Consider the following 854-nt stretch of genomic DNA (forward strand, 5'->3'; position numbering starts at 1 on the left):
GCGCTTGCCGCCTCCGCCTGCCGCCCCCGTCCCGGATTACGCCATCACGCAGTCGCCCGGTGAATAAGAGAGGTTAGATCGTTTGCCTGGGTCATGGGGCACCTCTATCGCTTCTATCGAACGACGGTGGTGCCATGCCGCCGCCGTTCGCCCCATAGCTTCTCTGAACGATTATCTGTATCCCTTCGTTGAAGGCCGCGGTTTAGGCCGCTTCAGCGATCGACGGCCGCCCGGTTTGCCAATTCCAGGGAAGCAGTTCGTTAAGCCGCTGCTGTGGGATATCGGCGATGCGGGCGAGGACATCGGCGAGCCATGCTTGTGGGTCGATGTCATTGAGCCGAGCGGTGGTGATGAGCGTGTACATGAACGCGGCGCGGTCGCCGCCGCGGTCGGAACCGGCAAATAGCCACGCCTTTCTGCCGAGAGCCACACCGCGCAGGGCTCGTTCGGCGCAATTGTTCGTCAGGCAGATCCGACCGTCATCGAGGAAACGGGTGAAGCTGCTCCAGTCCTTGAGCATATAGTCGATGGCGCCGGCGACAGGGTTGTGGCGAGCGAGGCCCGAACGCTGGTCTCTCATCCAGCGCTCAAGCTCGGCGACCAGCGGCGCGGCGAGTTCCTGGCGCACGGCAAGCCGTTCCCTGGCGTTCCGTCCATTGATGGCGCGCTCGATCTCGAAGATCGCGTCGATCCGCTTCACCGCTTCGAGCGCGATCGGCGAGATGACGGGTGTGGTGCGCCGCCGCCGCTTGAGCTGGTGCGCGGCATCGGCAAGCTCGTCGGCCTGGAGGATGCCGCCATAGCCCGTCAGGTGGTGGATGGGATGCTCGCCGCGCCGGTCTCGCGAATAATGG

At 64.4% G+C, this 854-nt stretch carries 1 protein-coding gene; it reads right to left on the reverse strand.

The window, feature by feature from the left end:
* Window positions 1-202: 202 nt before the first annotated feature.
* Window positions 203-854, reverse strand: a 652-nt coding sequence (gene tnpC / locus L3X40_RS22000; RefSeq protein WP_237367457.1) for an IS66 family transposase, incomplete at its 5' end; no start/stop codon positions are given.

The sequence above is a fragment of the Rhizorhapis sp. SPR117 genome (assembly GCF_021742065.1).